General features: G+C 56.8%; 22 protein-coding genes and 1 pseudogene. 12 read left to right on the forward strand and 11 right to left on the reverse strand.

The window, feature by feature from the left end; translation table 11 throughout:
* Positions 1–35: 35 nt before the first annotated feature.
* The 3 genes and pseudogenes from V8689_RS24845 to V8689_RS24855 form a co-directional block, all read right to left on the reverse strand.
* Complete coding sequence (locus V8689_RS24845) at positions 36–1,763, reverse strand: putative bifunctional diguanylate cyclase/phosphodiesterase (RefSeq protein WP_434520640.1); 1,728 nt, start codon at positions 1,761–1,763, stop codon at positions 36–38.
* A gap of 36 nt (positions 1,764–1,799) precedes the next feature.
* Positions 1,800–2,918, reverse strand: a complete 1,119-nt coding sequence (locus V8689_RS24850) for a methyl-accepting chemotaxis protein (RefSeq protein ID WP_371857143.1) — start codon at positions 2,916–2,918, stop codon at positions 1,800–1,802.
* A 168-nt stretch (positions 2,919–3,086) separates the two neighbouring features.
* Positions 3,087–3,254: pseudogene (locus tag V8689_RS24855) on the reverse strand (PAS domain-containing protein); the annotation flags it as partial.
* Between the two features lie 346 nt (positions 3,255–3,600).
* On the opposite strand from V8689_RS24855, the gene V8689_RS24860 reads away from it, so the two are divergent.
* Together V8689_RS24860 and V8689_RS24865 are read left to right on the forward strand one after the other, a co-directional pair.
* Positions 3,601–4,454 (forward strand): IS5 family transposase gene (locus V8689_RS24860; RefSeq protein WP_085983057.1). Its coding sequence is split into 2 segments (ribosomal slippage): positions 3,601–3,954 and positions 3,957–4,454, totalling 852 coding nucleotides; the frame shifts between segments, so codons are not numbered across the junction.
* 1,084 nt (positions 4,455–5,538) lie between these two features.
* Positions 5,539–6,810: a hypothetical protein gene (locus V8689_RS24865; RefSeq protein ID WP_060765685.1), complete on the forward strand. Its 1,272-nt coding sequence runs from the start codon at positions 5,539–5,541 to the stop codon at positions 6,808–6,810.
* Between the two features lie 556 nt (positions 6,811–7,366).
* Here V8689_RS24865 and V8689_RS24870 read toward each other — a convergent pair.
* On the reverse strand, positions 7,367–8,107 hold the full coding sequence (locus V8689_RS24870; protein WP_223816880.1) for a hypothetical protein: 741 nt from the start codon (positions 8,105–8,107) through the stop codon (positions 7,367–7,369).
* Between the two features lie 350 nt (positions 8,108–8,457).
* On the opposite strand from V8689_RS24870, the gene V8689_RS24875 reads away from it, so the two are divergent.
* Positions 8,458–8,775, forward strand: a complete 318-nt coding sequence (locus V8689_RS24875; RefSeq protein WP_056792069.1) for a hypothetical protein — start codon at positions 8,458–8,460, stop codon at positions 8,773–8,775.
* A 57-nt stretch (positions 8,776–8,832) separates the two neighbouring features.
* On the opposite strand, the gene V8689_RS24880 is transcribed toward V8689_RS24875, so the two are convergent.
* On the reverse strand, positions 8,833–9,792 hold the full coding sequence (locus tag V8689_RS24880; protein ID WP_056792067.1) for a DMT family transporter: 960 nt from the start codon (positions 9,790–9,792) through the stop codon (positions 8,833–8,835).
* 34 nt (positions 9,793–9,826) lie between these two features.
* The gene (locus V8689_RS24885; RefSeq protein WP_056792065.1) at positions 9,827–10,750 is read right to left on the reverse strand and encodes a hypothetical protein; all 924 of its coding nucleotides are present in this window, start codon (positions 10,748–10,750) and stop codon (positions 9,827–9,829) included.
* Between the two features lie 314 nt (positions 10,751–11,064).
* On the opposite strand from V8689_RS24885, the gene V8689_RS24890 reads away from it, so the two are divergent.
* The 4 genes from V8689_RS24890 to V8689_RS24905 all read left to right on the forward strand — a co-directional run bounded on the left by V8689_RS24890 (position 11,065) and on the right by V8689_RS24905 (position 14,900).
* Positions 11,065–11,583 carry a cysteine hydrolase family protein gene (locus tag V8689_RS24890; RefSeq protein WP_056792063.1) on the forward strand — a complete coding sequence of 173 codons (519 nt, stop codon included), beginning with the start codon at positions 11,065–11,067 and terminating at the stop codon, positions 11,581–11,583.
* A 380-nt stretch (positions 11,584–11,963) separates the two neighbouring features.
* Complete coding sequence (locus V8689_RS24895; protein ID WP_056792061.1) at positions 11,964–12,218, forward strand: DUF6124 family protein; 255 nt, start codon at positions 11,964–11,966, stop codon at positions 12,216–12,218.
* Between the two features lie 106 nt (positions 12,219–12,324).
* A complete protein-coding gene (locus V8689_RS24900) occupies positions 12,325–13,350 on the forward strand; it encodes a hypothetical protein (protein WP_056792060.1) in 1,026 nt (341 codons plus the stop codon).
* A 116-nt stretch (positions 13,351–13,466) separates the two neighbouring features.
* Positions 13,467–14,900 carry an ArnT family glycosyltransferase gene (locus V8689_RS24905; protein ID WP_056792058.1) on the forward strand — a complete coding sequence of 478 codons (1,434 nt, stop codon included), beginning with the start codon at positions 13,467–13,469 and terminating at the stop codon, positions 14,898–14,900.
* A 15-nt stretch (positions 14,901–14,915) separates the two neighbouring features.
* Here V8689_RS24905 and V8689_RS24910 read toward each other — a convergent pair whose 3' ends face one another.
* Complete coding sequence (locus tag V8689_RS24910) at positions 14,916–15,404, reverse strand: TIGR00645 family protein (RefSeq protein ID WP_005791582.1); 489 nt, start codon at positions 15,402–15,404, stop codon at positions 14,916–14,918.
* 162 nt (positions 15,405–15,566) lie between these two features.
* On the opposite strand from V8689_RS24910, the gene V8689_RS24915 reads away from it, so the two are divergent.
* Positions 15,567–17,390, forward strand: a complete 1,824-nt coding sequence (locus tag V8689_RS24915; RefSeq protein ID WP_081089494.1) for a hypothetical protein — start codon at positions 15,567–15,569, stop codon at positions 17,388–17,390.
* A gap of 59 nt (positions 17,391–17,449) precedes the next feature.
* Here the strand turns inward: V8689_RS24915 and V8689_RS24920 are convergent, their stop codons facing one another.
* On the reverse strand, positions 17,450–17,767 hold the full coding sequence (locus V8689_RS24920) for a hypothetical protein (RefSeq protein ID WP_003194269.1): 318 nt from the start codon (positions 17,765–17,767) through the stop codon (positions 17,450–17,452).
* A 288-nt stretch (positions 17,768–18,055) separates the two neighbouring features.
* Positions 18,056–20,494, reverse strand: coding sequence for a Lon protease family protein (locus V8689_RS24925; RefSeq protein WP_056792056.1), 2,439 nt, complete (start codon positions 20,492–20,494; stop codon positions 18,056–18,058).
* Positions 20,495–20,757: 263 nt separating this feature from the next.
* Between V8689_RS24925 and V8689_RS24930 the strand changes: the two genes are divergently transcribed.
* The 4 genes from V8689_RS24930 to V8689_RS24945 all read left to right on the forward strand — a co-directional run bounded on the left by V8689_RS24930 (position 20,758) and on the right by V8689_RS24945 (position 24,438).
* On the forward strand, positions 20,758–21,246 hold the full coding sequence (locus V8689_RS24930; protein WP_010206666.1) for a DUF3015 domain-containing protein: 489 nt from the start codon (positions 20,758–20,760) through the stop codon (positions 21,244–21,246).
* Positions 21,247–21,336: 90 nt separating this feature from the next.
* Entirely contained in the window at positions 21,337–23,190 is a 1,854-nt protein-coding gene (locus V8689_RS24935; RefSeq protein ID WP_056792054.1) for an Lnb N-terminal periplasmic domain-containing protein, read from the forward strand.
* Positions 23,191–23,433: 243 nt separating this feature from the next.
* The gene (locus tag V8689_RS24940) at positions 23,434–23,790 is read left to right on the forward strand and encodes a hypothetical protein (RefSeq protein WP_056792052.1); all 357 of its coding nucleotides are present in this window, start codon (positions 23,434–23,436) and stop codon (positions 23,788–23,790) included.
* A gap of 150 nt (positions 23,791–23,940) precedes the next feature.
* Positions 23,941–24,438: a GreA/GreB family elongation factor gene (locus V8689_RS24945; protein WP_056792051.1), complete on the forward strand. Its 498-nt coding sequence runs from the start codon at positions 23,941–23,943 to the stop codon at positions 24,436–24,438.
* On the opposite strand, the gene gdhA is transcribed toward V8689_RS24945, so the two are convergent.
* Together gdhA and aepX are read right to left on the reverse strand one after the other, a co-directional pair.
* Complete coding sequence (gdhA, locus tag V8689_RS24950) at positions 24,435–25,772, reverse strand: NADP-specific glutamate dehydrogenase (protein ID WP_434520641.1); 1,338 nt, start codon at positions 25,770–25,772, stop codon at positions 24,435–24,437. The genes V8689_RS24945 and gdhA overlap by 4 nt on opposite strands.
* Positions 25,773–26,020: 248 nt before the next feature.
* Positions 26,021–26,911: a phosphoenolpyruvate mutase gene (gene aepX / locus V8689_RS24955; RefSeq protein WP_056792047.1), complete on the reverse strand. Its 891-nt coding sequence runs from the start codon at positions 26,909–26,911 to the stop codon at positions 26,021–26,023.
* Between the last annotated feature and the right edge of the window lie 28 nt (positions 26,912–26,939).

The following is a 26,939-nucleotide window of genomic DNA, read 5'->3' on the forward strand; positions in this document are numbered from 1 at the left end:
CGCTCAATCCACTAGGTTGCGACGACGCAATCAGTTCATGGACGGTGCGGTTTATCTATTACCCCTCTAGATAAATGAGCAGGGACAAACTTCGCCACCCAAGATGGCACTTTTTCTACCGGCATGGGTTTCGCAATACCATAGCCTTGCGCTACATCACAACCTAGGTTCATCAGCAACACTCCGTGCTCAACCGTTTCCACCCCTTCAGCAATAACCTCGCGGTTAAACGATTTCGCTAGGCCGATGATCGCCTTAGTCAGCCCCAAGCTGTCTTTATCGATGAGTATGTCGCGTATAAAAGATTTGTCTATCTTGATTGACTGCGTGGGCAGTTGTTTAAGGTAGCTCAGCGATGAATACCCGGTTCCAAAGTCGTCCAACGAAAATGTCACACCCAGATCCTGGCAAGCAATGAGGCACTGAGTGACATGTGATAAGTGTTCTATCACCACTGATTCGGTAATCTCAATATCCAACATCTGCGGCAAAACATTAGGGTGGCTGTCCAGCAAAAACTTTAGGGACTTTACAAAGTTTTCTTTTTTCAAATGTAATGCTGCAATGTTTACACTCACAGACCACGAATGACCCAAGTCCGCCCATTGTTCTATTTGACTGAGCGCCTGATCTATTTGACTGAGCGCCTGATCTATGACCCACTCGCCGATCTCCACGATCAGATCGCTCTGCTCAATCAACGGTATAAAATACTGCGGTAATATAAGTCCATCTCGCGGATGCTGCCAACGCAATAGTGCTTCAAAACCAATCACTGCCCCACTGCTCAAACTTATTTTTGGTTGATAATGCAAGCATAACTCACCATCATGTAACGCTTGGCGAACCCGTATTACGGTATCAAAAGCTGATTTATCCATCTTATCTTTTGATACATCAAACAAATAGAAACAGTTACGGCCACTTTGTTTGGCCTTATACATAGCCTGATCGGCATGACGTAGCAGTGTATCGGCATTCTCATTATCGTTTGGATAGAGCGTCACACCGATACTGGCGGAAATATTAATGCCTATGCCATCGATGATGTAGACGGCGGAAAGGGCAGCTAAAAGCCTCTGCAGGGCGCTTTCCAACACCTTGGGATCCCGCACACCCAAAATCAGCACGAACTCATCGCCTCCCAAACGGGCTACGGTATCTTCGATACGCATACTATGTTTCAGGCGATCAGCCACCGCCACTAACAGACGATCACCTATCTCGTGGCCATAGCGGTCGTTAATCTGCTTAAACCCATCGAGATCAAGCACGCCCACGGCAACCGTGCTGGACTGGCTCTTTGCTTTGACAATAGCCTGATCAAGCGCTTTGGACAGCAAAAAACGATTTGGAAGACCCGTCAGCTCGTCGTGCTCAGCCTGCCATTGCAAGGTTTCCAGAAACTTCCGCTTTTCGGTCACATCGAAACGAATGGAAACGTATTTCTGCACCCGCTGGCTGGCATCATCGTACATGGGTACAATGGTGCTCTCTACCCAATACAGGCTGCCATCCTTTTTACGGTTGCAAATTTCACCTTTCCATACCTGCCCACGTGAAACTTTTTTCCACATATCAATAAAGAACTCAGGGGGATGCTGCCCTGAGTTTAGTATGCGGTGGTTTTGCCCAATCAACTCCTGTGCGCTATAGCCAGAAATATCACAGAACTGTTCATTGACATAGGTGATTATTCCGGATTTATCGGTTTCCGAGAAAATAGCTGCCGCATCCACCGCTGCACGGTATCTTGCACTCATATATAAACCTAATTCACCAAAATAGTCATAAGGTCACTACCTGTTGAACCGTTCAACCAACGAGTTTAAACCACGGGATGTACTTTCAAGTTCGCGGCCACGAATCACGGCGGAGTTAGCATTCTTCGCTGTTCTCTCAACCGTTCCCGCTACGTTATTAATCTGCCGAGCAATATCTTCAGCGACACTAGCCTGCTCTTCTGAAGCGGCTGCCATTTGCTGGCTCATACCACTGATCCGTTCAACAGCATCGCGAATGCCTTGGAGAGCACACTGCGCCTCTATAACTTGCTGTACACCGTGGTCGGCCTCGCGAATACCGAGTTTGGCAATGCTCACAGCCTCATCTGCGCCTTTTTTAAGGGTTTCAATGACGTTTTGAATTTGTTGAGTCGATACGCGGGTTTTAGCGGCCAAGGCCCGGACTTCATCAGCTACTACCGCAAAACCACGACCCTGCTCACCAGCCCTAGCCGCTTCAATTGCAGCGTTGAGAGCGAGTAGGTTGGTTTGATCAGCAATGGCTTGAATCACCCCCGCAGCAGCCATAATTTGCTGGGTTTCATTGGCAAGGTAATCCACAGCAGTGCTGATATTCGTGACGGTACTGGCCAGCAACTGAATGGCCTCACGGGAAGTACCGGCGACTTTATCACCTTGTTCAGCCAGTTCATTTGCTGCTTGCGCTTCCATGGCGGTTTTTTGAACATGCCCTGCCACTTCGTTGATTGAGGCCGCCATCTCCGTCATGGCGGCTGCCGTCATGTCCGTTTCCGCTCGCTGCTCCAGCAAGGCATTTTCAGTTTGGTTCGAGAGTAAGGAGGAATGCGCAGCGGCTTCAGCCACTTGGCTGGCCAGATCGCTTAGCCGAGTCAGTGCGGTTTTAAGGCGTGCATCCTCACTAATCAATATCATTTCCAACTGCGCTGAAGGGCCATACGTATCGCTGTAAGTGATGGCGCTAATCGGATCTGAAAAAGCGTCAGGGGCGCATTTCATGATATGACTCAACTGATGTTCCAGCCGCGTATAGGACCACCATCCTGTAACGAGAAAGAGCACGGCAGTTACCGCTTGTGCTGCCAGGCTTGGCAGCACGCTAGCCGCACCTATTGCCAACGCAGCCGCAGTTGCAGGTAAGACCATCCTCCTCATGAATGCCGCATAATGACGATTTTGGGGAATGGAATTTTTACCTGCACGCAACCGGTCATACAGCTTTTGTGCGCGATCAATTTGCTCCCGAGTCGGCTTGACTCTAACGGACTCGTAGCCTGTTAAGCGGCCATCTTCGAGAATAGGTGTCACATACGCACTGACCCAATAGAAGTCACCATTCTTGCAGCGATTCTTGATGATACCCATCCAGCTTTTGCCAGCCTTCAGATAGCCCCACATCAGCCCGAAAACAGCTGGAGGCATGTCGGGATGACGAACCAAATTGTGCGGACTGCCCAACAACTCTTCACGAGAATAGCCACTTATTCTCATAAACTCGTCATTCACATAGGAAATATTCCCATTCGCATCCGTAGCAGAGATCAATCGCTGCTGGACTGGAAATATTTGTTCAACGGTTGTGACAGGCAGGTTCGAGCGCAAGATGAGTCTCCATGAGCAATAATGGCATTATGCCATAAGGCGTGACTAACGGGTCATGCGAAATAAAGGGAAATCACAGAGCACTGAGATGTTTGTACGCTAAGCCATGGTTCTCAGCTGCAACCATTATCTGACACTGGTGACTTCGGTTGAAGTCCCCCTGCCAGTGCGAATTAGGTTTTGTACGAAAAGTCGTTGTGGCTAAAATTGCCGCCATGACCGGTTGGAGGCCCGTATGGCAAGGCGTTACGAACTTTCTGATGCGTCATGGGAGCTGATCAAGGATTTGGTTTCTCCAGAACAGAAAATGGGCCGTCCTCGCAACGATGATCGTCAGGTTCTCCACGGAATTCTGTGGATCCTGTGCTCGGGCGCTCCCTGGCGCGACCTGCCTGAACGCTTTGGGCCTTGGTCAACGGTGTATCAGCGTTTTCGTGACTGGCGCGACGACGGCACATTCGAGCGAGTACTGGAGCGTCTGCATATTCGGCTGAACCGGGAAGGACTGATCGACTTGGACACCTGGATGATCGACTCCACCGCAGTACGAGCAACCCGAGCCTCTTCAGGCGCCGGGAAAAAGGGGGGCCTGAAGAACCGTTAGACCATGCCTTCGGGCGCAGTCGAGGCGGTCTGACCACCAAGATTCACATGGTGTGCGATGCCAATGGCGTGCCATTGCATTTCAGGCTTTCACCAGGACAAGCCAGTGATGTCTCCCACGCTCAGCCGCTGCTGGATGCTGTAAGAATTGCTGGCAAGCCAGGACGACCGCGTAAACGTAGCCGGTGGTTGCTGGCTGACAAGGGATACGATGCCGAGCACCTGCGCCAGTACTGCGACCGTTACCGAATGCAGCCGGTAATCCCATTGCGCGCTATGCCGCGCAAACCTCGACCTGGCTTGCCCCGACTGTTTGACCGGCCCAAATACCGGCAACGGAACATCATTGAGCGGATGTTTGGCTGGCTGAAAGAAAATCGCAGGATCGGCACTCGCTATGACAAGCTGGCCAAGAGCTTTGCAGCCATGGTCACCTTGGCCTGCAGCCTACGTTGCATGCGGCAATACTTTTCGTACAAAGCCTAGTCAGAAATCTACAAACCAGTTGTAAAATCGATACCCCGCGATAACTGACACTGCGCATGTGGTTAGGCTCAATAGAGGCCATTGTCCTTCAACGCCCAGCCACCACTGCACTTTGAACAGAAACGCTCCCATCAACACACAGGCCAGAACACCTAGAGCCAGGCCAATTAACGCAAATAGCCGAGTCCCTAACCCCGGATTTCCGCCATGCCAATTCTCACTCAGGCAAAAGGGACAGTGATTCGACGAAGGCGAATAGCCCCAGAAGCCACGGCTATATGTCGCTCTCGGAACCATCGCTTTGCCACAGTTTTGACAGGTAACCATCGAGTGTTTCATACCGCACCTCAGCTCAGACGTCCTAGATGAGCCCATGGTGCGCGACCGCGGAAAAAACCCAATTGCGTGGCCCGAGCTACCCAGCGCCCCGGCCTGGGCTAGGATCAAACCCTGGTCGCCAGATAACCGATACCATGCTGTGCACGACCGACACCATCTAATGCCCGCCGGTGAGTGGCTAGCTCCGCCTTGTCGCAGAACGATAATTCAGGACGCCAGTTCAACTCCTCAAATAGCCGTTCATCGAAAATATGTGCGCGGGGGCACTTATGGGGGCACTTACGCAGAATACAAACAAAAATGCATTTTAAAACAGTAACTTAGATACAAATATTTAATCCCCCCGGCTCCACCAAAATAAATGAGAAAAGACGTCTATGGACGTCTTTTTTTGTGCCTGGAATCCAGTGAAATCAAGGGCCTCATGGCCATTCCACCAAAGTGCATAAAAAACGCTGTTCGCGCATTGCCCCGCTGAGCGATCAGGTAATCGCACCACTGGAGACACTCAAGCCCTACGGTATCCACCGAGAGCAGGGGCTTCCGGCAAATCGAAACCCACGCTTCCACACCAACAGCCAGATCCGAACTTGGCGTTGAAAGTAAACAGGGTTCATGATCGCCGGAGCAGCCCTGACTAGCGACACTGAGCTTTGACAGTAAATCCGGTTTCATTAGAATTGCGCACCGTGCAACGCCACACCGGCCAAATGGCACGTGCCCCCCAAGGAAGGAGCGCTCTCTGATGAACCATGCCCCCACCGCATCACCCCCACCCGAAACGCCAACCGAGACGTTGGGGCTTACCAACTATCGGCAAGCGATGTCTGGGCTGCTTGCCGATATCAAATGGTGGCTACCCCTCGCAGCGACATTAATTTCAATTTCACTTCTAACCAAATATTTGTGGCTTATCCAACACCCAGAATTAATTCTGAGCTCTCTGGGAAACCCGTCAAACCTCGTAGCTTGGTTGTTTTTTGCTTTACTCGTTCTAGCGGCGCTGCTGCTAATAGTGTCAGTGCCGTCGCTAGCCTTCATGATGTGTATTACGCAGTGTTCGCCGGGTAGGGAGTTGGAAAAAACGCTCGCCCTTCGATTTTTCATTATTGTCGGCGTAGGGTACGTACTCCTCTCGCTTAATCTACTGGGATCAACCTTTGATATAACCGTTGCTCCTGTCTACTTTTTCATATTCATAGCATTCGCGGCCGCCGGGGGAGCATGGCATGTTCTCAGCAGCGAAACCTCACTCAAGGCAAAAGTGCTGGAGCTATCACCTACGCCTCGTAAATCCTGGTATAGAAGAGGCTACCGTGCTGTCCGACTTGGCTGGCTCGGTGTATTACTCGCTTTTACCTCAATGAGCGGAGTGTTTCCGGCTCAACTGGGCATCATGGCTTGGCGCGGCGGAGAGAACGGGTGGGAAGCGAGTGTCGCCATTGCTCTTTGCTTGGTGATCATGTTCCTTTACCTCGCGCCTGTTATATCTTTCTATTTATCAGAGGGCACCGTGCTCCAGCGCACCGGTCGAGCAGCTCTTGCTCTGCTGGTATGCGTTTTCGCCAATGCCGTGGTACTTCCTGCCATTTTAGATGTGTGGGTCTATTCGGCCGGTAATCTGATTAAGATCAGGGACAATACCGAGCTGAGCTACGTTTTGGACGAAAAGGACTATCCACAGGAGGTCTTTAAAAAAAATCTCTGGCAGTTGGAGGCTTATGGGGGGCCAAGCGGGCTGTACAGCGTGAGGGCATTCCGTCAGTTTCGCTTCGGGGACATATTGTTGATTTGCCCTAGCCGCTATAGAAATATCAGTCTGAAGCAGATCGGTAGCTACGCGCATCTGTGCGTTACGTTGTCTGATGCCAAGGTGAAAGTGGCGGCGCCTGTTGTAAGCAAGGACATCGCATTGCTTCCTAAGCCGGAGTGCATTTTGACGGTTCATACGCCTACACACCCTCCGCTGCTGATTAAAAAAAATGGGACGTGCCTGTACAGAAGTTTTTATAGGTAACGTATCCACCATACTGACCAGGTACGCGTCGGCGCCAAGGCGCCGGCTTTAGCAAATGTCTTTCGCCCAATCTCAAGCTATCTTGTTGACGTTTGTCGTATTTATTGCTGTCTACAGGTTCGGCAAATCATACATATCACCCTTTAAACCTCGGCCGATGTAGATGTTGTACCGAGGGGGCATTAACCACCAAAATCCGATCTTCCCCCGTGCCACTATCAAACAAGGTACATTTGCACCCATCGAGCACGATCAGCAGTGCCGGAATGGAGCGACCAGGCCGGCTTGAAAGGGAATTGAGGTTATGGACAAAAAATCGCTTTCCGAGCGGTACATCTGCAGCAAGTACATCGCACCAGCCGTTCAGCAAGCTGGATGGGGACATGCACAAGCAGGTGCGCGAGGAAGTGAGCTTTATCAAAGGCCGCATCATCGTCCGGGGAAAACTTCACAGGCATTTGGAGGCAAATTACTGGCAAAGCCTCGCTTAGCCCTTTCATACAGTCCTGACCGCCCTCATTCAGCCAGCAGAGAGTTTATCGTTACTGGCAATCTTTTAGCGTAGCGACTTAAATAAGTCATGCGCTGAAGAAGGTAGGCGGTCAATTTGGCCAGACTCAAGTATCCGGACACTGGATTTTGTTTCAGTCCCTCCAACTACCCCGTAGAAAATATAATAATGCCCCCGCTCATATGTTTTCCATTGACGCTTTTCAAAGATAGCAGGGGCACAGTGGCCGCTTAAGCTATGCTCCGGCGATGGAAAATTAAAAAAAACCCGATGAGTACCGACCTTAATTGTTGTCGGCTGACCAAATAGGAGAAAGCTTTTACCTATGTATCTGGATGGATTTTTTTGGATACGTTCGATGGGGACTATAAGGTCACGCAGCTTGATAGCATCCTCACCTTCAAACTGTACTGAAATTTCCAGAGATTTCTGAGCAAGATAAACTAGCCGCTTTACAGTCCGAAACTCACCAGCGTTCAGCAAAGTCCCGTTTTCGTTGTACACAAGTTCAAAACCACTTCCACCTCTCGCGGAACCTCTTTGTACAACATTTTTTCTTTTCGAAGACTTGTCGTTTTCGTCCTCATCGTCCGGCAACTCATCCTCATCCAGGCTTTTCCATCCTGCGAAGGTTACTAAGTTGAGCGCTTTTCTTTCCTTACCGGCACTATCACCGCCGCCACCTGCGGCACTCTTCCTATGCGGGCAAGGCACGTCGTCGTAACCCGGCATATGAAAGAAAAATGCATCAACGTCGTATTCCCGCTTGGCGAGCAGCCTAGGCATTCTGCTGCACATGACTCCGCAGTCAGGGCAATACACAGCCCCATGATGCTCAGCATCAACATAGAGCTCTGGCGGAATACGTAGAGCGTCGCTCAGAACGGGAGGGTCGATTTTCGGCAGCTGAATTTCCAGCGGAAAATAGGCAACGTGTGGGATTGATATCTGCGACGTACAGTCCTTCGTTATGACGCTAACAATTCACGAATCCTATACGGGTTTCACTGCGAAAGGTAGCGCTGTGCCAGCACTTGCCTTGTAGGTCCCGGCTCAAATTTATTCAGCACATCGCAGCATCATTAAACCACGGGCAACTCTAGTGAACCTAAGCCCCGGAAAACCAAGAAAAACTCATGGACGCTTCCACACTGCAATCACTCAAGCTTGGGATTATTTCAGCCACCGGCCTCTCAAGGGATGCCTTGCATATCTATGTAGGCCTGACACTGCTGATCGCTGCCAGCTGCATCACTCGAAAATCCCTGGGTTCCCTCAGCAACTGGCTGGTCGTGTTAGCGGGGGCTAGCCTCATCGAGCTGTTCGATCTTATGGATGATAAGGCGAGCTTCGGATACTGGCGGTGGGGCGCGAGTCTCCATGACATCGCCAATACACTGTTCTGGCCAACGGTGCTGGTCGTGGCCTATCGTTTCAGGTTGATTAAATTCTGATCAACGCTGTTGTTCACCTATCGCCATACCCCCGCCCCCACCCGCCAGCTCAATCAGTCAAACCTGCACCTTCCCCCCCTCGCGATCCCTCTGAGCCATCACCCTCACCGCAATCGAAGCACCGGCCAACAGCCCAACGATCCCCAGAACCTCAAGACCGGTAGGCAAGCGCTGCTCGGCGATCAGTCCAAAGGCGACTGCGAATATGGTTTCTACTGAAATAAGCTGCCCGGACAGGGCCATCGGTAGCCTTTGGCTGGCAAAATTCCAGGCCCATGCGCCGCCCACAGAGGCAACACAGGCCAGCGCCGCTGCGGCAGCCAGCACCGGCAGGGTGTTGCCCAAGTGCAGGTCCAAATGCGGATAGGTGTACAGGTCCAATACGAGCCCGAACGGCACGAACACGACCACGCTCAGACCGGCGCCGACCATCATCAGGCCGGTCCAAAGGCCCGCGTGTACCTTGGGGATTTTCGCCAGCATCTTCTGGTTGAGTATGCTGAACATCAGCCAGGTCAGCACCGCACCCACGGCGTAGCTGACCGCGACTAGGTAGGAGGTCAGGTCATTGTCTAAAACACCGACCAAGGTGCCATAGTTTGCCGCGACCAACCCGCAAACCGCCAGGATGATGGGGACAGCGAGGCTGCTCCAGGTGGTGGTGCGCTCGATCATATTGCCCGCGACCGCAATGATGACCGGTGTAGCGCTCAGGAATGCCGGTGCGATGATAGCGCCGCCATTGAGCACGCTGCCCATGATGCAACCGATGTACACCGCATAGCCAAGCACGCCCAGCAGCCCGGCGTTGAGGATTGAGCGCCTGCTTAAAGCAGGGTCGCCAGGCCAATAGATACGCAGCATCACCAGGCCGATGCAGCCGGATACGATGAACCGCAGGGTAATGAAGTCAATCGGACCGAACGCGCCCATCATGTAGGGCGACAGAAAATTAAGCGCCCAGCTAAAGGTGGCAAATACCGCAGCTGCCACCCCCAGTGCGTAGGATCTGGACATTAGCGCTCCTCTGCAGGCGACCGTTGCGGGGGCATCAGATGACAGGTCCACAATACGTGGAAGTGCGAATTTCCTCGCCGTCATTGATGTCGATAAATTGCGAGCCATAGGCGGTCTGGGTCGGCCTGCCCCAGTTGACCCCCATTCCTACGCCGCCACCGCTTTCAGACTCGCCTTCGAACATCGTTTTGTCCAATCGTGAACGCCAATCGAGAAAACGCATGGTCACCGCCAGTCGAGTCGCGAGCGGCCCTGGCAAGAGCGGTTCAGAGCGGTGCCACATCGATTTGGTGAACAACAGTACGTCGCCCAATGCAAAATCGTCCTGGGTTTTATACGCTTCAAACAGGTCTGTGAGCAGGCTGGGCGTTTGGAACACAGCTCTCAAATGCGCGGAAAAATCCTCCACGGCAACGCCGGCAACCATTCGTTTGGAAAGCAGGCTGGCCATCTGGAAATTCGCCTTCGCGCTATAGATGTCTTCGGCTAGATAAGCCATGCCCCCGCCTTGGCCTGAATTGTCGATAGGATCCAACGGAATCCACACGCTGAAGGCGGCGTCTTGAGGGCGGATGTACCTGAAACTCAGGGAGTCGTAGTGCCAGGCAAACCCCTCTTTATGCGGGGTAAGCTCGAAACTCTGGGACTCGGTCATGATCAGCGGATGCCCGATTAACGTCACCAAGGCCGTCCTGAAAGCGATCGAGGAATAGATGTTTTTCACCGCATCGGTTGTCCCCAGATCGTAGGTCAACCGGCTGAAGGAGTCCCCGTAGGCGGACTTCGACTCTCGTGCAGAGATTACTTTTGAACGGGCCGCCTGCTTCAAGGATTGAATGGCGCGCTCAGATAAGAAGCCTTTGAGCTTGATAAACCCTTGGCGACGAAATGCTTCGATTTCGTCGCGGCTGAACGAGAGGTTGTTAACAAGAGAGAAATCCTTTTCCTGAGATTGCATCAGCGTGGCCTCCTTTATGCCAGCGTTTGAACTCAAGCATGCAATAGGTGGGCGCTGGTAACTTGAACTCACACGACTGTTTTGCGCACTGAGGCGACATTGGACGTTGTGTTGCCAGCAGGGGGCGATATTGCTAGTGTCAGCTCATGAGTACCTATTGCCTCACCTCGACAACCACCACCACGACCGCTGAAAGCGGAGCGTGCGAGGTGTCGTGAGCCAATAACCAACGAACACTTCAAAGGCCCGCCAGCGATGGACAGGGCCTTTTTTATGCCCTTGTGTCGCTGGTTCACACGCAAGGAGATGCACCCATGTACGCCCTGTTGATACTCGATATCCAAGTCGGCCTCATCCACGGCCCGGAAAAGCCCTGGCGCTGCAACGAGCTGTTGGAAACGCTCAACACCCTGATGGACAAGGCCCGCAGCGCAGGCGCACCGATTTTTCTCGCGCGTCACATCGGCCCCGCTGGCTCGCCAATCGAATCGGGCAGTCCGCTTACGCTGATTGCACAGGAACTGAAGTTGCTGGGTGGGGAAGTGGTGTTCGAAAAGCGTAGGCCTAACGCTTTTGCAATGACTGACCTAGCTGACAATCTGCGCTCCAGCGGCGCTACCGGCGTAGTAGTCACTGGGATGAAAACGCAATACTGCGTCGACAGCACCTGCCGTGCTGCGCGTGACTTTGGCTTCGATGCGGTACTTATCGCCGACGGTCATACCTGCTCCGACACGCCCTTGATGAAAGCCGAGGCCATCGTGGCTCATCACAATGCCACGCTCAATGGGCCGTTCTGCCAGTTGGTTCGGGCTGAGGACTGGAGCTTTTAGCAGAGGTTTCCGGCTGGACAGAATGCTGGCGCTGGTGACCTGAATTCCGGAAGGAAGAAAGTCGCCAGGGCAGCGCTTCGGAATTTTCCCGCAACATGCCGCGCTGTTGGTGAACTAGCGCAATCCACTTCACAACGCTAACTTCTCTGCGTCGCTGATGATCAGCGTCCGGCTTTGACAGGCCGAAAAGTGTAACCTTTCACACCCCGTGATAAGACGGCATGCTTACGCATTCCGCCCTGTTCATGGCGGCTGTGCGTGGGGCATCTTCGGGTGCGCCGGGTTCCTACACTTCCGGTCTGTCAACCCGCGTACAGCTGCCACCTATTCTGTTTGACAGCAGGGGGAGGCAGCTCCTTGAACAGTGTAGGAGCTTCATCGTGAAAAAAATTACCCCAAATCCCCCAACCACCCTCTTCATCCTCGCCGAAAACATCCACCCCGAAACCCTGCTAATCCAAGCCAGCGAAACCCTCGCCTCCCTCAACGCCATGACCACCGACCTGGCTTTCGAACTCGAAGGCGCGCACCGCCACAAGTTGCTGGCCGCCCAACAATTGATCGTTCTGGGTGAGCTACTGGTAGAACGAGTCCTGAACACCCAACCATTCACTACCCAGCCGCCACAACCCTAAAACACGAAAACGGGCGAGCTGCCTCAGCGCATCTCGCCCCCTGGCATCCCCTCACACTTCCCATTACCCTGACGGCCTTTATCAGACAACCGGAAGTCAGATACCCGTGTTCAAGCCTTTCGCCGTCATCGCCCTCTCCGTCATGCCCGTTCTCGCCACCGCTGCCGAGCTGGCCGGGGTGTGGCAGGGTACTTTGGGCAAGTCCGCTATCACCGTGTGCTTCAACGGCGCCGACGGGGAGCATGGCAGTTATTACTACCAGCGCATCCGCACCCCGATTCAACTGACCCAGGCTAACGACAACGCCCCTTGGGTGGAGGAAGGCAACACCGGTTTCTGGGCCCTGCAAAAACCCCAGGGCGATACCCTTTCTGGTGCCTGGAGCAAAACCGATGGCGGCACGCCGCTGCCACTGGCCCTGCGCCGCATTGGCACGGACGGCTGCGGCAGCGATGCCTATAACGCGCCCGTGGAAGCCGCGATGCTGCCGATCAAGACCGAGAAGAAGACTTTCCAAAATCACACCTACCAGCTCAAAACCCAAGGCCCCCGCGTCACGCTCAAGCTGGAGGGCGATAGCCCGGCGGTGCAGAAGATCAACCAGCAACTCGCCGCCCTGGCCGTCAATGACGAAGATCTAACCGACTATTTTTATGAACGGCGTGAATACCTGGGTCGAAACGGCTCGGTCTATACCAGTGAAATCGAGGTTGAGCCCGCCTATTGGTCATCGCAATTTCTCACCGTGCGGTTCTACCGCTGGGCCGCAGGCCAGGGCGCCATGGGCATCAGTTGGGGCCTGCACTCCTGGAACCTGCAAACCGGTGACAGTGTGGACCCATGGGCCTGGCTCGGCGGCCATCAACAATGGCATGACGCCTATTCCGGCCATTTGAAGCTGCCGGCCGCCTTCAGCACCTGGCTGGCCAAGCAAACCACCACCGACGAGGGCTGCCCGGCGATCACCGATTACTCCATCTTTCACCTCAGCTTCAACACTCAGGGCCTGCAACTCTCGACACCGGCCAATGGTGACGGTTGCGACAACGACTTGGCCTTCACCTGGGAGCAGTTGGAGCCGGTGCTGACCGCACAAGGCAAAGCGGCAGTGCCCAGTTTGAAGCTGCCTTGACGCGCCGGAGAAAAACCCCACGGCCGTTCACCAAAGGTTAAGAATCGCGCTCGTATACTCCCTGACTACCCATGACCGGTCGCCCGATCGGTCTCATGCCTCGGTAGCCAGACTCCATGACGCGCCCCGCTCCCCTGCTGCTCTTGCTCGCTGCTCTGTTGTTCTTCTTCGCCCTCGGCAACCATGAGCTGCAAGGCTCCACCGAAGCGCGGGTGTCCGGGATCGCCATGGCGATGCACCTGGACAATGACTGGGTGGTGCCGCGCCTGTTTCGTGAACCCTTCCTGGAAAAACCGCCCCTGAGCCTGTGGTTGGACGCAGGGGCGATTCGCCTGTTTGGCGCCAGCACTGGGGCGGTGCGCTTGGCGTCGGCGTTTGCTGGGCTGTTCAGTGTGATGCTGTTGTACGGGATGCTGCGTCGGTTCGGGCGGCCGCAAACGCTGGCGTTCAGCGCTGCGCTGATCCTGGCGACCATGGCCAGTTACTGGGGCAATGTGCGGGGTGTGGGTGAGGATTCGTTGCTCAGCCTCGGTGTCACCGCCGCCCTGCTGGGGTTTTACCAGGCTGTGCGGCCTGAGCGCGAAGGCTCCAGTGTGTGGGCCTGGGCGTTGTTTACTGCCGGCATGGTCATCGCCACCCTCAGTAAAGGCGTGTTGGGCCTGGCGATGCCGGGCATTGTGATTTTTGTGTACTTGCTCAGCACCAGCCTGATGGATAAGCGCCTGCGGCTGGGCGATTGGCTCAAGCCGGCGCTGTTCACGTTGTTAGCGTTGGTGCCGCTGCTGATCTGGCTGGGGTTTCTGTTTCAGCGCGGTGGGATGCAGGCGGTGGGTGAGGTGTTATGGACCAATAGTGTCGGGCGCTTCAGTGGTTCGTTCGTAGAAGCCGGGCATTACGAACCTTTCTACTATTACCTCGCCAAACTGCCCGAGGCCTTCCTGCCCTGGAACATCCTGGTGTACCTGGGCCTGTGGCATTTCCGCAAAAGCCTGGTGCGCAACCGCTACCGGTTGTTTTTCAGTGTGTGGCTGGTGGCGCAGTTCACCCTGCTGACCCTGGCTTCCAGTAAACGCACGGTGTATTTGATGGCGCTGACGCCAGCCGCTGCGGTACTGGCCGCCGAATATGCGCGGGTGTTGCTGGAGTGGGCCAAGGACCATAAGCCGGGGCTGTACCGTTATCACCGGCAGATCATCGGCGGGGCTTTCACCCTGGCGATCGCCTGCTACCTGAGCGCGGCCTTCTGGTTTGCACCCAAAGCCGATGTGCGCCATTCGTTCGTACCGGTGATGAGTCAGATCCAGATCCTGCAAGACGAAGGCAGGACGGTGGCGATGTATCAACCCAACGAGCGCATCGACGGCGCCAGTGTGTTCTACCTGCAGGCCTACTTGCCGATCCTGAACACCGAAGCCGAACTGCGTACCTTCCTCAGCGCCAAGCCCGGCAACATTGCGTTGACGGACCACACCGACCGGCTGAAAGCGCCGGTTACGGTGATCAAGCAGATGGCAGTCAACCGCCAGCCTTATTACTTCGTGGAGCAGTAAGGCCGGCGCGGGGTATCAATGCTTGGTGAGCTTGTCCAAGTAGCCCATGGCAAACGCCGAGACCACGAACGTCATGTGGATGATCACGTACCACATCAGGTGCTGTGGATCGACGTTCTTGGCGTCCATGAAGATGCGCAGCAGGTGGATGGAGGAAATCGCCACGATGGACGCCGCCACTTTCATCTTCAGCGACGAAGAGTCCATGGTGCCCAGCCAGTTGAGCTTTTCCTTGTTCTCGTCGATATCCAGCTGCGAGACGAAGTTCTCGTAGCCGGAAATCATCACCATCACCAGCAAGCCGCCGACCAGGGCCATGTCGATCAACGACAGCAGCAGCAGGATCACTTCGGCTTCCAACATGGTGAAGATGTTGGGAATCACGTGAATGATTTCCTGGAAGAATTTCAGCGCCAGGATCAACAAGCCCAGGGACAGGCCCAGGTAGATCGGTGCCAGCAGCCAACGCGAGGCGTACATCGTATTTTCGATAAAACGTTCCATTGAATCTCACACAGCTTGGCTAAAAATGGCGCCGAGTATACCAGCCGCCACCGGGCACCTGTCACCGCGAGAAAACTGACCCAAGTGGCATCTGTAAGAGAATTTTTCTGCTAGTGTCGAGACCATTCACTCGGCTCGATGATGTCGGACAGGAAGACTCAGATGATGGATGTGCGATCCCCTTTGGCCGCTCTCGGCCTGTGCGCGGCGTTGCTGATGGCCAGCGGCTGCTCCCCCAAAGAAGAGCAGAAGCAGGCGACCCTCGAAGAGAAAACCACAAAGTTCGAACAGTCTCTGGACAGCATCCAGGACCCTAAACTGCGCGATGCCATTGCGGACCTGGGTGGCTCGCTGCTGTTGCTGGAGCGCGCGCGCGTCAAGCTCGCCAGCAAGCCCATCGAAGCCGAATACGGCGAAGACAGCCTGGCCCTGCTCAAGCATTACCCTACGCCCCAAGCGCTGGTGGACACCTACATCAATGGCCTGTTCGTGCTGCGCAAAACCTCGCATTCCGACTACCTCACGGATTTGCAGCCGGTCTTCCCGTTCAACTTCAACGCCCCGGACCAGTTCCCCTTCCCCCATGGCCTGGAATGGCAGTCGGTCACCCTGAGCAACAATAAAGTCATTCCCTTCCAGCCGGAATGGTCAGAAACCGACCCCGGCATCCAACTGAGCCCCAGCAGCTCCAACCTGACCAACCCCGACGACCTGACGGTGACCTACCCGTTTATCGAAGGTATCGAGACGGAAAACAAGAGCCAGCCACAACCCATCAGCCTCAAGGGTGCGGTGGAGGTGATCACCCCGGGCAAGGTGCTGACGTTCGACCTGACCCAACAAGACGTGGGCCATAAACGCACCGACGGCAACATCACCCTCAACCTGCTGACCCTGGAAAAGAACTACGCCGAGATCGAATTGACCAACAGCCAGCCCCTGGCCGCCGAAGTGGGCGATGCGTCACCCAACCCACTGCTGGTGCAGGCACGGGACAGCACCGGGCAGTTTCTGACCCGCTCAGGTTCGATCAACGAGAGTGCCGCGCAGGTGGCGTTCTATGAGAAACAACTGGCCGAGATGCAAAAACAGACCGCGTGGTCCGACGCCTTCGATAAACAGCTCACCGACGCGCAAAAAGCCTTCGAACGCCAACAGACCAGCCATTACGCCAAGGTGTATTTCAACGGGCTGATCGATAACCTGCAGGTCAATGTGCTGGATTTCTCCAAGGCCACGCTCACCCGTAAAGACCTGGACCTGCCGGTGATGCGCTTTGACAGGAACAGCCTGCAAAAGACCGTACAGCCCCTGCCAATGCCGGTCACGGTGTATGACGATGGCGCCGCCAGTTGGCTCAAAGATGCCTCAATGACCGAGGAGCAGCTGAAAAACAGCGTCACCATCAGCCAATCGACCGAAGACGCCAGTGCCGCAAAAATCGTGTTCGACCACCCGTTCACCTTCAACGACGACCTGGTCGGTGCCGAGCGCAACAACAGTGACGCGCCTATCACCTTCTTCACTGCCGATGACAAGGGCGAACGGGGCGAGCCCATCGAGCTGCCGACCGAAGCCTTTGAGCTGAATGCCGCCAGCGGCACGCTAACGTACGACCTCAACCTGTTCCCGGAAACCCCGGCGTATGTGGTGGGCTCGGTACCGTTGTTTTTGGCCACCATCGAGAAAGCCTCTATTGACGCCGCCAAGCTGCCCAAGGGCCTGTCGCTCAAGGACAACGCGCTGATCGTCGACCAGAAGGACTTCCCCGCCGACAGCTGGCGTTTCTACGCCAAGGATGCCAGCGGCAATTACCTCAAGGAGATCCTCGGCGTCAGCCACCGCGCCGAGGAATACGGCACGGCGATGTTTGACGTGCATTACTTCTACGGCCAGCCGGCCACGCTGGAGAGTTACCAGCGCACTGACCTCAGCACCGTGCAATACGGTTTTGAGGTCAAGCTGGACAAGCCTGAGAGCAAATAGCCCTGGGTGGACGCGGAGCGTCCGGGGCGGCGTTACCACGCGGAGCGTGGGAACGATCCTCAGAGGGCCAGCCGCTCCTGGCCGCCATTGAGTTGGCGCAGATGAGCCTGCAGGTGCAGGCACCAGATCTGCGGCTCGTCCATTTGCTCGTAGCCGTGCAAGGTCAGGCTATCAACGATGGTGCCCAGCATGCGCTCTGCCACGAAGGGCCCATGGAACGGCCCCTGGGATTTGACGGTGGATGGCTGTTCACCCGACATGCCGGCGGCAAATAGCAGCGTCCACATCCCGTTATCCCCGGCCAGAGGGCGAATGGAGCATTCGATACGGGTGACCAGGCCCAAGCACTGGCGGGTAAGGCAAAGGTTGCGCGACATGGCGGCGACCCTCGGTAGATCGGTGTTCAGCCCCAGCGCATGGCGAGGCTGTTTCTATCCTGCGACTCCTGTGGATATCCCTGACTCTGAGAATAGAATAAAAACGCGACAAACCAAGGTTGTAGAGACCAACGGGCGTTGGTCACTGAGGGTGGAGTCAATTTTGTGGCAGATCAGTATGTAGGAGCGAGCTTGCTCGCGAAGAACGCAAGGACACCGAGTTAAACCAGGATGCCCGCGTTATCGTTGACGTTCTTCGCGAGCAAGCTCGCTCCTACAAGGGAAGAATCAGGTTGGCTTGGCTTCTGCCAACGCCTGCTGCGCCAGCTCCTTCTCCGCCTCCTTCAAATCCTCATCACTGATCATCTCGGCAATCGCCCGCAAGCGCTCCACCACTCGCGCATTCACGGTGCCTTCGGGGAATTGCCCTTCGGCGTCCGGCTCGCCGGCATCCTCGCCCACCAGCAGGCTCAAGGCCTCATCCGCCTGGCGCACCGCGTAGATGTGGAATTGCCCCGCACGCACGGCCTGCAACACCTTCTCGTCGAGCATCAGCGTGGCCACGTTGGCCTGAGGGATGATCGCCCCCTGCTCACCGGTCAACCCGCGGGCTTCGCAGAGGCGGAAGAAGCCTTCGATCTTCTCGTTGACCCCGCCCACCGCCTGCACTTCACCAAACTGGTTGATCGAGCCGGTAATCGCAAAGCATTGCTTGAGCGGCGTCTTCGACAAGGCCGAAATCAAGGTGCACGCCTCGCCCAGAGACGCACTGTCGCCGTCCACATACCCGTAGGACTGCTCCAGGGCGATACTGGCGGAGATGGCCAGGGGGAATTCCTGGGCATAACGGCTGCCCAGGTAACCGGTGAGGATCATCACGCCCTTGGAGTGAATCGGCTGGCCGAGGTTAACTTCGCGCTCGATGTCGACAATACCGCTGCCGCCCGGGTACACCGTGGCGGATATCCTCGCCGGCACGCCGAATGCCGAGTCGCCGACCTCCAGCACCGTCAACCCGTTGCACTTGCCCACAGCGGCGCCGGCAGTGTCGATGAGGATGACGCCGGCGAGCATGTCATCAAGAATCCGCGCCGACACGCGGCCGGTGCGCGTGGCCTTGGCCTTGAGGGCGCGCTCGATATGCCCGGCATCGGTCATTTCGTCGCCGGCCAGGTGGCGAATAAAGTCCGCCTCGCTGACCAGTTGGAACAAATCGCCAATACGTGCCGACAAGCGTCCCTGATGTTCGGCCAGGCGTGCGCTGTAAGTCGCCAGGCGCGCCACCGCGTCCGAGGTCAGCGGCGCCATGCCTTCTTCCGAGGTACGGGTTTTGAGCAACTGGGCGAACTGCTCCAGGCTCTCGTCGACCATGGGGATGTCTTCGTCGAAGTCCACCAGTACACGGAACATCTCCTGGAAGTCCGGGTCGGCGTCCTGCAAGGCGTAATACAACTGGCGCGAACCGATGATGATCACCTTGACCTGCAAGGGAATCATCTGCGGGTTGAGGGTCACCGTGGCCAGGCGGCCGAGTTCGCCCAGGGGCGACTCCATCTTCAGCTTGCGCGATTGCAGGGAGCGTTTGAGCGCATCCCACACAAACGGCTCGCTGAGCATTTTTTCGGCTTCCAGGATCAGGAAACCACCATTGGCGCGGTGCAACGCGCCGGGACGCAACTGGCGATAGGTGGTGTAGAGCGCGCCTTGGTCAGTGCTGTATTCGATACGGCCGAACAGGTTGTCGTAGGTCGGGTGCGGTTCAAACACCACTGGCGCGCCGCCGTTGACCGAGTGGCCCACCACCAGGCTCGGGCAGTATTGCTCTTCGAGCAGCTTGCGCGCCTGGGCGTCGGTCTTGGCGTCGTCCACCAATTGCTCGACCACGGTTTTGAGCAGGTACACCTGCATGGCTTGCAGGTAGCCACAGACGCCTGCGTTTTCTGCGTATTTTTCTGACAACGGCGCCAGCAAAGGCTGCAGCGCCAGGGTGATGGTTTCTTCGTTGAACTGGCGCAGTTGGTTGTTGGACTCACGCTTCCATTGCGGCAGGCTGGCCAGCTCTTCGTTGAGGCGTTCTTCCAGCTCGGAGATATCGGTATGGAAGCGCTCGCGATCGGCTTCCGGCAGTTGCGAAAACTCGGCTTCGTCCAGCGCCTTGCCGTCGAGCATCGGCGTGAAGGCGATATTGGAGCTGTCGCGGTACAGCGCCACGTCTTTTTCCAGGGCCAGGCGCTCGATCACGTCCAGTGCCTTGTCGTAGCGCTGGTTGAACGCCCGGTCGATGGCGCTTTTACGCTGTTGATACGTCGGGTGTTCGAACACCGCCGGGAAGGTGGCGACCAGGTTATCGACCAGGGCGTTGATATCGGCGATAAACGCCGCGGCGGCGCCACCTGGCAATTCCAGGGCGCGGGGCTCGCGGGGCTCATCGAAATTATTCACATAAACCCAGTCCGCCGGGGTTTGCAGGCGCTTGCCTTCGGCTTTCAGGTAGCGTTTGACGAACGAAAAGCGGCCGGTGCCCGGCTCGCCCATGACAAACACGTTGTAACCGGGGCGTGGCATGGCCACGCCGAACTGCAAGGCTTCAACCGCACGTTCCTGGCCAAGCACACCGCGAAAGGGCTCCAAATCATTGGTGGTCGAGAAGCTGAACTGTTCAGCGGAGAAAGGGCGAGTCAGCGCTTCGGGCGCTAGACGCAAGCTGGCAGCAACAGGATCAGGCATCGGGCTTCCTTACATCAGGCGGGGCAGATGGGGCATTCTGGCTCCCGGTTGAGCGCTCTGGCAAGGCGCGCTTTCGGGAAAGCATAGACACGGCACGCGTCCTACAAAAAAAACCTGCGAGACGGAATGTTTATAAAAAAACACGGAACCCTGGGAACGTGCCTAAACTCCAAACTGCGCGGGTTGGACTAATAACTGGCCCCTAGGGTGCGTTGAGCACCTGAACCCTTGTCCATTGGTTTGCACACAAAGAGAACAAAGCTATGAAACGGATCCTTCTTGGTACTCTCTTCACCGTCGTCTCCCTCAATGCAATGGCAGAAGCACCAGGTGGCCCGAACTGCGGTTGGGGCAACATGTTGTTTGAAGGCCAGCGCGGTACTCCGGCCCACTTCCTCGCCTCCACCACCAACGGTACTTCGGGTAACGCCACCTTCGGCATGACCTCGGGCACCAACGGTTGCAGCACCAACAGCGCCCTGTCCTACGGCGGCAAGTCCTGGATTGCCATGAATGGCATGATGAACGAGCTGTCCGAAGACATGGCCAAAGGCAACGGCGAAGCGCTGACCACCTACGCGGTGGTGCTGGGTGTTGCCCCTGAAGATCGCGAGCACTTCGCGGCTGTGACCCATGAACACTTCCAGCAGATCTTCAGCAAAGCTGACGTGACCGCCGACGACGTGCACAACAACACCATTGCTGTACTGAAAAGCGATGCCCGTCTGGCGAAATACGCAACCCAGGCTTAAGCTCGACCTGCCCGCGCCTTTCGAGGCGCGGGTACTATTTTTGGACCCGCCTCCCCTTTGGGTCTCACTTTTTTGACTTAAGTTGCCCCTATGCTCAAACGCTTTGCCTGGTTGGCACTCTTCGCCTGCGCCCCGCTGTACGCGGCCCCGCACCTTGATGATCAACGTTTGCAGCAACTGGCCAATGATCCGTTCTGGCTGTCGCTGGGGCACTACGAAGCCGGCAAAGTCAGTGGCTGGCGCAGCTATGTCAGCGACAAGAAATTCTTCCTTGCTCCCGATGGCGCACACCATCCGGACGCCGAACTCAAGGCCACCGTTGATGCGCTGTATGCACCGGCCAGCCTGGGTGAAAAGCACGCCCAATGCGTCTACCCCGCACGTACCCGCTGGCTCAAGGCGCAGTTGCAACTCAACGACCTGCCCGCGCTGGAATGCAAAGAGTTCACCCAGTGGTTCAAGGACGTCGCGCCCCATAGCGCAGTGATGATCTTCCCGGCGGCCTACCTCAACAGCCCGTCGTCGATGTTCGGCCACACCCTGCTGCGCATCGACCAGGCCGACGTGCAAAGCAACAACACCGCGCTGCTCAGCTATGCGATCAACTTCGGTGCCTATATCGAAGGCTCCGACAACAGCATCCTCTATGCCTGGAAGGGCCTGATGGGTGGTTATCCCGGCCTGTTCGCCCTGGTGCCCTATCAGGAGAAACTCTCCGAATACCGTAGCCTCGAAAACCGCGATTTGTGGGAATACCGCCTGAACCTCACCGAGGTCGAGACCAAGCGTATGGTCGAGCACGTGTGGGAGCTCAAGCAAGTCCAGTTCGATTACTTCTTCTTCGACGAAAACTGCTCCTACCGCCTGCTCGAACTGCTGCAAGTCGCCCGCCCCGGCCTGCGCCTGACCGAACAGTTTCCGCTCACCGCGATCCCTACCGACACGGTCAAAGCGGTAAAAGACGCAGGTTTGGTGGAGAAGATCGACTATCGCCCGTCCCGAGAACGTGAACTGCTGGAACGCGCCAAGCCGCTCGACAGCGATGAGCAACAGTGGGTGCTAAAAATCAGCGATGACCAAAAGCAACTGCAGGAGCCTGCATTCAAAGCCCTACCCCGCGAGCGCCAGGCACTGATCGTGGATGCCGCTTACCGCCTGGGCCGCTACCGCGCCAACGGTCTGGAACGCGATGCGACACGCTCCCAACGCAGCTTCGAACTGCTGCGCGCAATCAACCAGAACCCGGCGCCCGACCTGAAGATCACCCCGCCCGGCCTGCCGGAAAACGGCCACGAGTCGCGCACCTGGCAAGCCGGCATCGGCACCCGCGGCGACAAAGCCTTCGGCGAATACGGCCTGCGCATGGCGTATCACGACCTCAACGACAACGCCGAAGGCTTCCCCTTGGGCGCGCAGATCGAAATCCTGCAAATGAAATTGCGCCAGTACGAGGGCAATCACTGGCAGCTCCAGCAACTGGACCTGGCCACCATCCGCTCGCTGACGCCGCGCAATGCGCTGCTGCAACCGTGGTCGTGGCAAGTCACCGGCGGCCTGGAACGCGTACCGGGCAAACACGACGACGAAACCCTGGTCGCCCACGTCAACGGCGGCGCCGGTGGCACCTGGCAACTCTCCGACGACATGCTCGGCTTCGCCCTCGGCACCGTGCGCGTAGAGCACAACAACGACTTCAGCGAAGCCATCTCACCGGCCGCCGGCTTCAACACCGGCGTGTTGTGGAAGAACCCGTTAGGCAACCTGAGCCTGGAAGCCAAGGGTGATTTCTTCACCAACGGCGAAGTGCGGCGCAGCATCAGCCTCAACCAGCAGTGGGAACTGTCACGCAACCTGGGCCTGCGCCTGAGTGCCCAGCGTGAGTACAGCCACCTGTCCACGCCCGTGAATGAAGTGATGCTTGAGCTGAAGTGGTACCACTACTGACGCAAGCCTGTTGAAAATCAAAAGCTGGGCGGCGCTCGCTCTCTGTAGGAGCGAGCTTGCTCGCGAAAAAATCATAGGCGCCGCGTTTATTCAGGAAGCACGCGTTATCGTTGACGTTTTTCGCGAGCAAGCTCGCTCCTACAGTTAAGTCCGGTACATCCCTCTGACACCCCTTTCACATACGGCTGACAAATCCCCTTCTAGACTCTCCTTATCAGCCGTTAACCGGCCAGGGAGTACGCCATGTGGCGGTATGCGGTCATGCTGTGCGTGGTGGTGGGATTGTCGGGTTGCCAGTCAACCCATCAGGAATTGCTGGCCAAAGGTTACCCACCCGCCTTCGCCGACGGTTTTGACGACGGTTGCAGCAGCGGTCGCCAGGCCGCTGGGGTGATTACCGGGGAGTTTCGCAAGAATGTGCCGCGCTATCTGAAAGACCGGCCATACGCCGAAGGCTGGGAAGATGGGTTTCGTCAGTGCAAGGCCATGCGCGAGAGCCAGGAATTGCGTGACTACGAGGAAAACCGCAGGGACGACCGCGAACACGATTGGCAGCAGGAAAAAGATCGCGACGCCGCCAAAGCCTATCGCTCGCGCTGATCGCTGATCGTTCCCACGCTCCGCGTGGGAATGCCGCCCTGGACGCTCCGCGAGGTCGTGACGCGGAGCGTCACAGGATGCATTCCCACGCGGAGCGTGGGAACGATCAGCCCGCGAACGTGGCCCAACTTCCATAGGAAGGAGAACGCCATGAGCCGAGCTTTTGTAAATGAAGACAACGCGGCGGCCCAGGCCGATCAGCCGGTGGAGCGCCAGGTCAGCGAGCAGCCCAACCGCATGACGGCGCAAGGGCTGGCGCAGTTGCAGGCCAGGGTGGCGCAGTTACAGGCGGAGCACAGCGACGAAGCCGCCAAAGGTGAGCAAGCTGATAAACAGCGCCAGGCTGACCTTGAGCGGGATTTACGCTACTTCAACCAGCGGGTGCAAAGCGCCCAGGTAGTCGCGCCAGCCACGTCCACCGACAAGGTGCAGATCGGCAGTTGGGTCACGTTCGCCAACGAGCAGGACGAACAGCAGCGCATCCAGTTAGTTGGTGAAGACCAGGCCGATGCCAACGCGGGCTTGATCAACTGGGGCTCGCCTCTGGGCCGTGCCTTGCTGGGAGCCCAGGTGGGCGACGAGGTGCTGTGGCAGCGCCCCGTCGGCGATCAGTTGATCGAAGTGCTGCGCATCGAGCCCGAGGCCTAGACGATACCCTGGGCCAGCATCGCGTCAGCCACTTTCACGAAGCCCGCGATGTTGGCGCCCTTGACGTAGTTGATGCGGCCGTTTTCTTCACCGTAATGCACGCAGGCATGGTGGATCGACTGCATGATGTTGTGCAGCTTGCTGTCCACTTCGCCTGCGGTCCACAGCAGGCGCATGGCGTTTTGCGACATTTCCAGGCCGCTCACCGCCACGCCCCCCGCGTTGGACGCCTTGCCCGGCGCAAACAGGATGCCCGCGTCGATAAAGATATCCACAGCCTCCAACGTGGTCGGCATGTTCGCGCCTTCAGCCACGCAGAGGCAGCCGTTGCGCAGCAAGGTGCGCGCAGCGTCGGCGTCGAGTTCGTTCTGGGTGGCGCAGGGCAGCGCGATATCGCAGGCCAGTTCCCACGGCGCTTGGCCTTTGCGGAACTCCAGGCCGAAACGTGTGGCCAGTTCACTGATACGCCCGCGCTGCACGTTTTTCAGTTCCAGCAGCGCCGACCATTGTTCTTCGGTCAAGCCGCTTTCGGCGTACAGGGTGCCTTCGGAGTCCGACAGGGAAATCACCTTGCCGCCCAGGTCCATGACCTTGCGCGCCGCGTACTGCGCCACGTTGCCAGAGCCGGACACCGCCACCCGTTTGCCTTCGACACGCTGGCCTTGGCGCTTGAGCATTTCTTCGGCGAAATACACACAGCCAAAACCGGTGGCTTCCGGGCGGATCAGGCTGCCGCCGTAAGTCATGCCCTTGCCGGTCAGCACCGAGGTGAATTGATTGCTCAGGCGTTTGTACTGGCCGAACAGAAAGCCGATTTCCCGCGCGCCCAAACCGATGTCGCCGGCCGGTACGTCCACGTCCGCACCGATGTGGCGGTACAACTCGCTCATGAACGCCTGGCAGAAGCGCATCACTTCGGCGTCGCTCTTGCCCTTGGGGTCGAAGTCCGAGCCGCCTTTGCCGCCGCCCATGGGCAGCGAGGTCAGGGAGTTCTTGAAGGTCTGTTCGAAGGCCAGGAATTTCAGCACGCCCAGGTTGACCGAGGGGTGAAAGCGCAAGCCGCCTTTGTAGGGCCCAATGGCGCTGTTCATCTGGATACGGAAACCGCGATTGACCTGGACCTTGCCGTGATCATCCACCCACGACACCCGGAATGTGATCGCACGCTCCGGCTCGCAGATGCGCTCCAGGATGCCCGAGTTCAGATAGTGCGGGTTGGCTTCAAGAAAGGGCCACAGGCTGCGTAACACTTCTTCTACAGCCTGGTGGAATTCCGGTTGGTCCGGGTCGCGTTTCTTGAGGCGGGCAAGGAAGGAGTCGACGGATTCGGTCATGAAAAGTCTCGGCAAATTGATTGTTGTTAAACAGAGATTGAGCCGGACTTTATCAATTCGTTTCGCACCGCGACAGGGCAAAATGTCGCCTTTGTGAAATCAAATGGTGCAATAAGTATAAATAAATGCCTTTTTTTGCCCTTAAATGGGGATTTCACTCTGGGTTTTGCACCAACAGGTAGGCCGTTATCGCAGGCAAGCCCGCTCCCACACTGCTCTTACATTTGCCCACAGGCTGGCGCAGGGTACTAGCGCGTACCCGGCACCAGGTCGAGTATCTCGTCGATGCCCAGGCAACGGGGCTCCAGCTCCAGCGTCCTGCCATTGGCAAGTATTCCGACGGCCGTATCGCGCATGGCCAGGTAGGCACTGCGCAACATGTGATTGGCATAAATCACCGCGTTGAAACCTGCTCGCTCCAGCACCTCGAACTTCAGGTGAACATAGCTGGTCGGCACGCAAATCAGCGGCACCTTGGGCCGTTGCAGGCGAAACTGCCGGGCGAACTCCAGGATTTCCAGGCCATCCTGCTTGCGGCTGTGGATCATGATGCCATCCGCCCCCGCCTCGACGTACGCCAGGCACCGCGCCATCGCCTCTTCCATGCCGCGATCCAGGATCAAGCTTTCACACCGGGCAATCATCATCAGCCCCGAGCCGGTGCGACTCGCACAGCCGGCCTGAAGCTTGGCGCAAAAGGCCTCGACGGACTCCTGCGCCTGGTCAACCTCGATGCCCAAGAGTGAGTTCTTCTTCAGGCCGCACTTGTCTTCGATCACCACCGCCGAGACGCCCGCGCGCTCCAGCATCTTGATATGAATCGCGAAATGTTCGGCCTTGCCGCCGGTATCGGCATCGAATATGAGCGGCAGCGAGCACACATCGAAAATTTCGCGAATCCCCGGCAATCGGTTACTGGGCGAAAGAATTTCGATGTCGGGTAACCCGCGCTGGGTCGAGTCGGTCAGCGAACTCGACCAGATGGCGTCGTACCCCACCGTATGCCCGGGGCTGATTTCCAGCCTGGCGCGCTGCGCGAGCAACGCCGATATCGGGCTATGGGCTTCGAGTACGCGCAGGCAACGGTTGCTATCCAATAGCGCCGACAGAGGGCGTCGGCGCGCTTCGGTATCCATCATAGGGTTCAGGCTCCTTATCAGCGGCACA

Origin of the sequence: Pseudomonas sp. AK181 (genome assembly GCF_051122975.1) — a bacterium.
GTDB lineage: Bacteria > Pseudomonadota > Gammaproteobacteria > Pseudomonadales > Pseudomonadaceae > Aquipseudomonas > Aquipseudomonas lactis.

What these genes read in the sequence shown, in the direction of transcription:
- V8689_RS24845 (WP_434520640.1), bottom strand. Translation starts at nt 1,763, where the DNA reads ATGAGTGCAAGATACCGTGCAGCGGTGGATGCGGCAGCTATTTTCTCG.
- V8689_RS24850 (WP_371857143.1), bottom strand. Translation starts at nt 2,918, where the DNA reads ATGAGGAGGATGGTCTTACCTGCAACTGCGGCTGCGTTGGCAATAGGT.
- V8689_RS24865 (WP_060765685.1), top strand. Translation starts at nt 5,539, where the DNA reads ATGAACCATGCCCCCACCGCATCACCCCCACCCGAAACGCCAACCGAG.
- V8689_RS24870 (WP_223816880.1), bottom strand. Translation starts at nt 8,107, where the DNA reads ATGCCTAGGCTGCTCGCCAAGCGGGAATACGACGTTGATGCATTTTTC.
- V8689_RS24875 (WP_056792069.1), top strand. Translation starts at nt 8,458, where the DNA reads ATGGACGCTTCCACACTGCAATCACTCAAGCTTGGGATTATTTCAGCC.
- V8689_RS24880 (WP_056792067.1), bottom strand. Translation starts at nt 9,792, where the DNA reads ATGTCCAGATCCTACGCACTGGGGGTGGCAGCTGCGGTATTTGCCACC.
- V8689_RS24885 (WP_056792065.1), bottom strand. Translation starts at nt 10,750, where the DNA reads ATGCAATCTCAGGAAAAGGATTTCTCTCTTGTTAACAACCTCTCGTTC.
- V8689_RS24890 (WP_056792063.1), top strand. Translation starts at nt 11,065, where the DNA reads ATGTACGCCCTGTTGATACTCGATATCCAAGTCGGCCTCATCCACGGC.
- V8689_RS24905 (WP_056792058.1), top strand. Translation starts at nt 13,467, where the DNA reads ATGACGCGCCCCGCTCCCCTGCTGCTCTTGCTCGCTGCTCTGTTGTTC.
- V8689_RS24910 (WP_005791582.1), bottom strand. Translation starts at nt 15,404, where the DNA reads ATGGAACGTTTTATCGAAAATACGATGTACGCCTCGCGTTGGCTGCTG.
- V8689_RS24915 (WP_081089494.1), top strand. Translation starts at nt 15,567, where the DNA reads ATGATGGATGTGCGATCCCCTTTGGCCGCTCTCGGCCTGTGCGCGGCG.
- V8689_RS24920 (WP_003194269.1), bottom strand. Translation starts at nt 17,767, where the DNA reads ATGTCGCGCAACCTTTGCCTTACCCGCCAGTGCTTGGGCCTGGTCACC.
- V8689_RS24925 (WP_056792056.1), bottom strand. Translation starts at nt 20,494, where the DNA reads ATGCCTGATCCTGTTGCTGCCAGCTTGCGTCTAGCGCCCGAAGCGCTG.
- V8689_RS24930 (WP_010206666.1), top strand. Translation starts at nt 20,758, where the DNA reads ATGAAACGGATCCTTCTTGGTACTCTCTTCACCGTCGTCTCCCTCAAT.
- V8689_RS24935 (WP_056792054.1), top strand. Translation starts at nt 21,337, where the DNA reads ATGCTCAAACGCTTTGCCTGGTTGGCACTCTTCGCCTGCGCCCCGCTG.
- V8689_RS24940 (WP_056792052.1), top strand. Translation starts at nt 23,434, where the DNA reads ATGTGGCGGTATGCGGTCATGCTGTGCGTGGTGGTGGGATTGTCGGGT.
- V8689_RS24945 (WP_056792051.1), top strand. Translation starts at nt 23,941, where the DNA reads ATGAGCCGAGCTTTTGTAAATGAAGACAACGCGGCGGCCCAGGCCGAT.
- gdhA (WP_434520641.1), bottom strand. Translation starts at nt 25,772, where the DNA reads ATGACCGAATCCGTCGACTCCTTCCTTGCCCGCCTCAAGAAACGCGAC.
- aepX (WP_056792047.1), bottom strand. Translation starts at nt 26,911, where the DNA reads ATGATGGATACCGAAGCGCGCCGACGCCCTCTGTCGGCGCTATTGGAT.